This is a genomic window from Moorena sp. SIO3E8, assembly GCF_010692445.1.
GTDB classification, from domain to species: Bacteria; Cyanobacteriota; Cyanobacteriia; order Cyanobacteriales; family Coleofasciculaceae; genus Moorena; species Moorena bouillonii.
The window spans coordinates 1-7,160 of record NZ_JAAHHM010000220.1; the positions used below are offsets into that span (position 1 = coordinate 1).

Annotated in this window: 3 protein-coding genes and 3 pseudogenes; 5 read left to right on the forward strand and 1 reads right to left on the reverse strand. The window is 46.3% G+C overall.

What is annotated here, in order from left to right:
* Positions 1-125 precede the first annotated feature (125 nt).
* The 4 genes and pseudogenes from F6K46_RS37030 to F6K46_RS40470 all read left to right on the forward strand — a co-directional run.
* Positions 126-499, forward strand: a pseudogene (locus F6K46_RS37030) (transposase); the annotation flags it as partial.
* 985 nt (positions 500-1,484) lie between these two features.
* Positions 1,485-3,173, forward strand: coding sequence for an efflux RND transporter periplasmic adaptor subunit (locus tag F6K46_RS37035; protein ID WP_293067752.1), 1,689 nt, complete (start codon positions 1,485-1,487; stop codon positions 3,171-3,173).
* A 202-nt stretch (positions 3,174-3,375) separates the two neighbouring features.
* Positions 3,376-3,510: a hypothetical protein gene (locus F6K46_RS37040; protein WP_293067755.1), complete on the forward strand. Its 135-nt coding sequence runs from the start codon at positions 3,376-3,378 to the stop codon at positions 3,508-3,510.
* Between the two features lie 62 nt (positions 3,511-3,572).
* Positions 3,573-5,051, forward strand: a pseudogene (locus F6K46_RS40470) (efflux RND transporter permease subunit); the annotation flags it as partial.
* Positions 5,052-5,054: 3 nt separating this feature from the next.
* On the opposite strand, the gene F6K46_RS40475 reads toward F6K46_RS40470, so the two are convergent.
* A complete protein-coding gene (locus tag F6K46_RS40475) occupies positions 5,055-5,282 on the reverse strand; it encodes a pentapeptide repeat-containing protein (RefSeq protein WP_366510871.1) in 228 nt (75 codons plus the stop codon).
* 123 nt (positions 5,283-5,405) lie between these two features.
* On the opposite strand from F6K46_RS40475, the pseudogene F6K46_RS40480 reads away from it, so the two are divergent.
* Positions 5,406-7,013: pseudogene (locus F6K46_RS40480) on the forward strand (efflux RND transporter permease subunit); the annotation flags it as partial.
* Between the last annotated feature and the right edge of the window lie 147 nt (positions 7,014-7,160).

Consider the following 7,160-nt stretch of genomic DNA (forward strand, 5'->3'; position numbering starts at 1 on the left):
ACCAACTCATCCACGGGAGCAAGCTTAAAAGCTAGGATATCTAGGAGCCGTGTGAGGCGAAAGTTTCATGCACGGATTTGAAGGAGAGGTGCCCTAGGGTAATACCTAGGCATCGACTCTAACCTATTAATGACGCTGGTTGGTATCAATTTAGGAAATGGCTGGAATATTTTGGACAAAAGTTTGGCAGGCAAACAATAGCAGTAAATCCTGCTTATACTAGTCAAAATTGTTCTAGTTGTGGTGCAGTTGTCAAAAAGACATTGTCAACGCGAACCCATACCTGCAAGTGTGGTTGCCAGTTGGATTCGCCGAAGGCGACGCTACGCGAACGCGACCACAATGCAGCCATCAATATCCTAGAGCTTTGGGTACGGTGGGGCACACCGGAACCTGGATCATTGATCCGAACGCTTTAGGAGAGGACGCCTCTACTCTTTCTGATTCCGGTCTGAAAGAGCAAGCGACCTCGTTGATTAAAGAATCCCCGTTCTTATAGGACGGGGAGTGTCAATAGACCTTTTTAGAAAGTATATATTCTAACTACTACTAGACTTTGAAAAGTCAGCAAAAAGAGGAAAATGTCACACAAAAACTGAGGCAATAAAAGGGGCGCGCCCGTTCGCGCCCCGCGTCGGGCTTTGCCTAAAGGCGCGCACCAAAGCGCGAATTAAATTCTTAATCGGTCAAGGGCACAAAGAGCGGAAAGCGCACCTAAGAGTAAGCATTCAGCAGTCAGCGGTCAGCCGTGAGCTAATCGCTGATAGCTGATAGCTGATAGCTGATAGCTGATAGCTTACACCTAAGAAACAAAAACTGAGACAATCTAGTCTGAGCTGCCCATTAGCCGGAAAATATAGCGTTTGTATTTGAGATGTAAACCTGTATGGTCTTTTTTTTACTGTCCAATAAAACTGAGGATCTCTTGGCTCTTGCCTTTTTCGGCAATTCGTGTGTTTACCCAGATACAAATGCTATATAAACCATGCGGTATCAATCTCTTAGTAGGTTTACTCTACTACCGGTAGGTTGACTTAAGGGACTTGGAGGTTTTGCGTTCCAGTAGCGGCTCAATGCTCGCCCATCGCTTAGCTAGTCGTTAGGACCATCCCATTCTATAGGCTTTCTTTCTGTCTGCTTTTTTCTGTGCCCTGCCCTGATCAAGTGCCAGTGGCGCCCGGTTCTGTTTGTGAAACCTGTGTCCGCACCGCTGTTTTCCCTGTGCTTTCCCCCAAGACATCGCTGCATCCGTAAAGCGATGCTTGATTGATATGGATGTTGGGGAGTGCTAAATTTGTGACTAATTACCAGACGACTAATAATTATACATCTTATTTCATCAAGAAAAAACATAGATAGACAGTTTTAGCTCAGGTCCTAATAACTTTTAAGTTAATAATTTTTAAGTTATATTAAGAAATAACCTTTAAAATCATATTTTTTTAACAAAATTACTCAGCACTACCAGTAACAGGGGAATAACCATGACCCGAAACACTTTAGATGAACGGAGATCTCAGCTAAATGGCTCTGGCACTATCACTCAGCCAGATCACCAACAGATATCTCAGCTGAATGGCTCTAGCACTATCACTCAGCCAGATCAACAACCATTACACCAAGCTAATCACCAACAGGAGGATTCAGCCTCATCATTACCCAGCTCCGGGACTAGTGAATCCCAAAACTCCTTGACATCAGGAGCAGGTAGTTTAGTGATGGCCATGAGTATGGGAATTATGCTGACCTTCCTAGGAATGCGATTGATCGGGACAGCTCCAAAGGTTCAAAAAACCGATTCCCCTGCTGAAACTGCTGAAACCCCTGCGGCTGTAGCTTCTGCTGAAACCCCTGCGGCTGTCCCCTCTGCTGTACCTGCTCAAACTGTTACGGTGGCAGAGGTAAAAACCACCACAGTTAACCGTACTCTAGAAGCTATTGGTAGTGTTGCTGCTTTTGAGGAGATTAGGGTCAAGTCCCAAGCAACGGGTTTACAGATTAAACAGGTACTGGTTAGAGAAGGGGAATTTGTCAAGGCAGGACAAGTAATGGTCAGGCTAGATAATGCTGTGCTTCAGGCACAGTTAGCTCAAGCTCAGGCAGCAGTTGCCCAAGCTGAAGCCCGTTTAGCAGAACTCAAAGCAGGGACACGCTCAGAAGAAAAAGCCCAAGCTAGAGCTCGTCTCGACCAAGCCCAAGCTCGTCTAAGACAGGCTCAAGCTAGTATTCCTAGACAAATTGACCAAGCTAAAGCCCAAGTGGCATCTGCTGAAGCACAGTTGAGTCTTGCTAAACGTCGCTTCGAGAGCCAGAAAAAATTGATTGCCGAAGGAGCCATTTCCCAAGACCGCTATAATGAGGTGGAAAGTCAATATTTCAGTGCTCAAGCGAATTTATCTGAAGCCCAACAACGCCTTGAGCAAGCACGAAACACCAACTCCCCAGAAATTGCCCAGTTAGAAGCCGCTGTAGTAGAAGCGCAACAGCAGCTCCAGCAAAGATTAGCTGGTTCCCGTCCAGAAGTAATTGCTCAAGCCGAAGCTCAACTGGCTAGAGAAAAGGCACAAGTCCAGTTAGTGATGGCGCGACTGAACGATACCCAAGTGGTGGCACCAGTCAGTGGCAAAGTAGCCACTAGAAATGCCCGTGTCGGTGATATTACCTCTTCCTCAGAAACACTCTTTACCATTATCGAAAAGGGGCGTTTGGAACTGTTATTAAGGGTACCCGAAACCCAACTGTCCCAAATCCAGATTGGACAACCAGTAGAAATATCTTCTAAAGGAGATAGCAGCCTGAAGCTTTCTGGAACAGTACGAGAAATTGACCCGATAGTCGATCAGCAGTCTCGTCAAGCTCTGGTAAAAGTAGATTTACCCAATTCTGGGAGCTTGCTACCAGGGATGTTTTTACGAGGCTCCATCACCATCTCATCAACTACTGGTTTAACCATACCATCCAAAGCAGTATTGCCCCAACCCGACACTAGCGCCATCGTTTACCGACTCGAAGCAGATAACACCGTTAAAGCACAGCCAGTGGTCATGGGAGAACTGCTCCCTAGTGGGCAAGTGGAAATCAATAGTGGTTTATCCCCAAGCGATCGCATTGTACTCAAAGGTGCTGCTTTCCTCAAAGACGGCGATCGCGTCCAAGTTTTAGAAACTCAATAAAAGCCTTGAAAGTTAACAAGTTACAGATTCATTAAGGGTTGAAAGGAACGCAGGTTACAGGTTCGATGTTGATTAACCGTTGAAAGTGAGGCGGTTACAAGTGGCATCTTGAGCCAATAACCTTGGCCTATTGGCCACGCGATCGCGTTCAACCAACTAACCTTGGCCTATTGGCCACGCGATCGCGTTCAACCAACTAACCTTGGCCTATTGGCCACGCAATCGCGTTCAACCAACTAACCTTCAACCAAATAACCTTGGCCTTTCGGCCACGCTTCGCGAACAACCAACTAACCTTCAACCTTCAACCTTCAACCTTCAACCTTCAACCAATTAACCTTCAACCTTCAACCAATTAACCTTCAACCTTCAACCGATTAACCTTCAACTCTTTATCAGATGTCCTTTCACGTCTCCTCTTGGTCAATTAAAAATCCGGTTGCTACTCTGGTCATGTTTCTGGTTTTAGGAATAGTCGGTCTATTCTCCTTTAAGCAGTTGGGAATTGATCAGCTTCCTAATATTGATCTTCCAGCGGTGATGGTTACTGTTACCCAGCCAGGGGCAGGACCGGCAGAACTGGAATTCCAGGTAACCAAAAAAGTTGAAGATGCTGTTGCTAGCCTTGGAGACATTGACCAAATCCGCTCCACCGTTACTGATGGCAGATCCAGCACCGTTATCAATTTTGTCCTGGGAACTGATAGCAATCAGGCAACTAATGATGTACGCAATGCGGTAGCTCAAATTCGTCAAAGTTTGCCCCTAGATATTAACGAACCTATTGTCAAACGGTTAGAATTTGCCGGGGGTTCAGTGATGACCTATGCGGTAGCTTCTGACAAACGCTCAGTGGAGGAGTTGAGTGATCTAGTTGACCGGAAAATTAGCCGTGATCTAGTTAATGTACCGGGAGTTGCCCAAATTGATCGACTCGGAGGAGTTGACCGGGAAATTCGAGTTGACCTTGACCCCGCTAGATTACAAGCCTTTGGTATCACTGCTACCCAAGTTAATGACCAAATTCGGAGTTTTAATGTTAACTTACCCGGTGGTCGCGGTAACATCGGCGGCGCTGAACAGAATGTCCGGACTCTGGGAAGTGCTAAGACAGTCGAAGAGTTGAAAAACTACCGTATTGTACTCCCAGATGGCGCAAATGTTACCCTTTCCAGTTTGGGAGAGGTTACAGACGGCTTTGGTGATCTTAGGAAAGCCGCCTATCTCAATGGGGAGTCAGTGGTGGCCTTTTCTGTGCTGCGCAGCACTGGTAGCAGTTTAGTCTCGGTGGAAGAAGGGGTTCGCAAGGCTGTTGAACAACTAAAAACTACCCTGCCAGACGATATCGAACTGCGCTTGATCTTCACTCGTGCTGATTCCATCCGTGAGTCTTACCAAGCAACCATCGATTCCCTGGTTATCGGTTCACTACTCACCGTACTCACCGTGGGGATATTTCTGAGAAATTGGCGGGTAACTCTAATTACAGCAATAGCCCTACCTTTATCAATTATTCCCACCTTTTTGGTGATGAAAGCCCTAAACTATACCCTAAACAATCTGAGCCTACTGGGTTTAGCCCTAGCAGTGGGAAACTTGGTCGATGATGCCATTTGCATGATTGAAAATATCGACCAGCACTTGGATATGGGTAAGAAACCCTTTAAAGCAGCGTGGGATGGGGCGCGAGAAATCGGTTTAGCTGTAGTAGCGACCACAGCAACTATTGTTGCGGTATTTCTTCCTGTAGCCTTCATGGGGGGTATCCCTGGTCAATTCTTCCAACCCTTTGGAGTAACCGTTGCGGTATCTACTATGTTTTCCACCCTAGTAGCTACCACAATGACACCGATGCTGAGCGCTTATTTGCTCAAGCCAAAATCAAAAGCATTGAAGGTTGACCCGTTGTTCGCGAAGCGTGGCCAATTGGCCAAGGTTGACCCGTTGAAGGTTGACAAGTTGAAGGTTGACAAGTTGAAGGTTGACCCGTTGAAGGTTGACAAGTTGAAGGTTGACCCGTTGAAGGTTGACAAGTTGAAGGTTGAAAGTTGGCCCAATAAGCATCAACCCAATAACCTTCAACCCAATAACCTTCAACCCAATAAGCATCAACCCAATAACCTTCAACCCAATAACCTTCAACCCAATAACCTACCCTTCGGGAACGCCAAGGGCGAACAACCTGCAACCGAACAACCTGCAACCCATCAGAGGCGACCTATACAACCTTATCGAAGTCTATTAACCTGGGCGTTGAAGCACCGGATTACCACGATGTTGATAGCTGTAGCTTTTTTCATCGGTAGCTTGCAGCTTGTACAGTTTATTCCCAAGGGTTTGTTTAATGATGGGGATACTGGCATTAGTACGATATTGATTGATCTGCCACCGGGGTCTCAACTCAATGAAACCATAGACGTCATTCAACAAACCAATCGGTTGTTGCAGTCAAACCCAGCTGTGGAAAATGTTCTGGCCAGCGCTGGAGATGATGGTATAAATTCTGGTATTGTATACGCCAAACTCTTACCCAAAGAGGAACGGGAAATCTCTCAAAAAGAATTTGCTCAGCAAATGCGTCAGGCTTTTCAGAAAATAGCTGGCGCGAGGGTTAGTTTCCGTAGTCAAAGTCGTGGAGGCTCTAGCAAGGATTTATCAATTGTTCTCAAGAGTGAGAATGGTGAACTGCTTGCCCAAACCGCCCAAGCCCTAGAAAAACAGATGCGTCAAATTCCTGGTTTAGTGGAAGTTACCTCTAGTGAAAGTCTAGTTAAACCAGAAATTGTGATTGTACCTAACCCTGCCCGTGCTGCAGATTTAGGAGTGTCTGTTCAAGCGATCGCACGCACGGCCTCTTTAGCGTTAATTGGAGATCTTGAGTCAAATCTGGCTAAATTTGACCTACCTGACCGACAAATTCCAATTCGTGTCCAACTCGACCCAGCATCGAGGGATGACATCGAAACCCTCAAAAATCTGCGGGTTCCCAGTCGAAATGGTACTTTAGTACCGATCACTGCCGTAGCTGATATCCGTTTAGGGAGTGGACCTGCCCAGATTGACCGCTTTAATCGTGCTCGTCAGGTGTCTTTGGGAGGCAACTTGCAAGGGATTTCTCTAGGAGATGCGATCGCAAAAGTTAAATCCCTACCTGCCATGAATCCCCTACCCCCTGGAGTTTCCGAGGAACCCGCTGGGGATGCCAAGATTCAGCAAGACATATTCAGTCGGTTTGTGAGCGCCTTAGGGCTAGCAGTGCTCTCAATTTATGCCATTCTAGTACTGTTGTACAACAGTTTTCTCTATCCCTTTGGGATTTTGGTCGCTTTACCCCTATCCATCGGTGGTGCCTTAATGGGACTGTTGGTAGCCCAGAAGGAATTGGGACTGTATGCCCTAATTGGAATAGTATTACTCATGGGATTGGTGACCAAAAATGCCATTCTGTTGGTAGACTTTGCCTTAGCCAATCATAAAGAAGGGACATCCCAGTTTAAAGCCGTTATTCAAGCTGGAGTCAGTCGCTTGCGACCGATTTTGATGACCTCCGTCTCCACCGTTGCTGGGATGATTCCCATTGCCTTGGAATGGGGAGCAGCCGGTGAAGTTCGTAGTCCGATGGCTATTGCCGTGATTGGAGGATTTACCACTTCTACTCTGCTAACCTTGGTGGTGGTGCCAGTATTATTTACCTATGTCGATAACTTAGTTCGTTGGACAAGAAAGACCCTTTTTGGAAGTAAAACTCAAGATTACCAAGACCTGGTAGAGGTTGAGGTAGAGCCTGAGCAGTATTTGAGCAATGGTACTTCTGTTGCTGCTAGTAATGGCAAGTTCTAGTATCTCGACTAATGTCTAGGTCAGCTATCAGCTATCAGCTATCAGCTATCAGCTATCAGCTATCAGCTATCAGCTATCAGCTATCAGCTATCAGCTATCAGCTATCAGCTATCAGCTATCAGCTATCAGCTATCAGCTATCAGCTAT

Excerpts from the sequence above, each read along its gene's own strand:
- F6K46_RS37035 (WP_293067752.1), top strand. The coding sequence starts at position 1,485 with ATGACCCGAAACACTTTAGATGAACGGAGATCTCAGCTAAATGGCTCT.
- F6K46_RS40475 (WP_366510871.1), bottom strand. The coding sequence starts at position 5,282 with ATGCTTATTGGGTTGAAGGTTATTGGGTTGAAGGTTATTGGGTTGATG.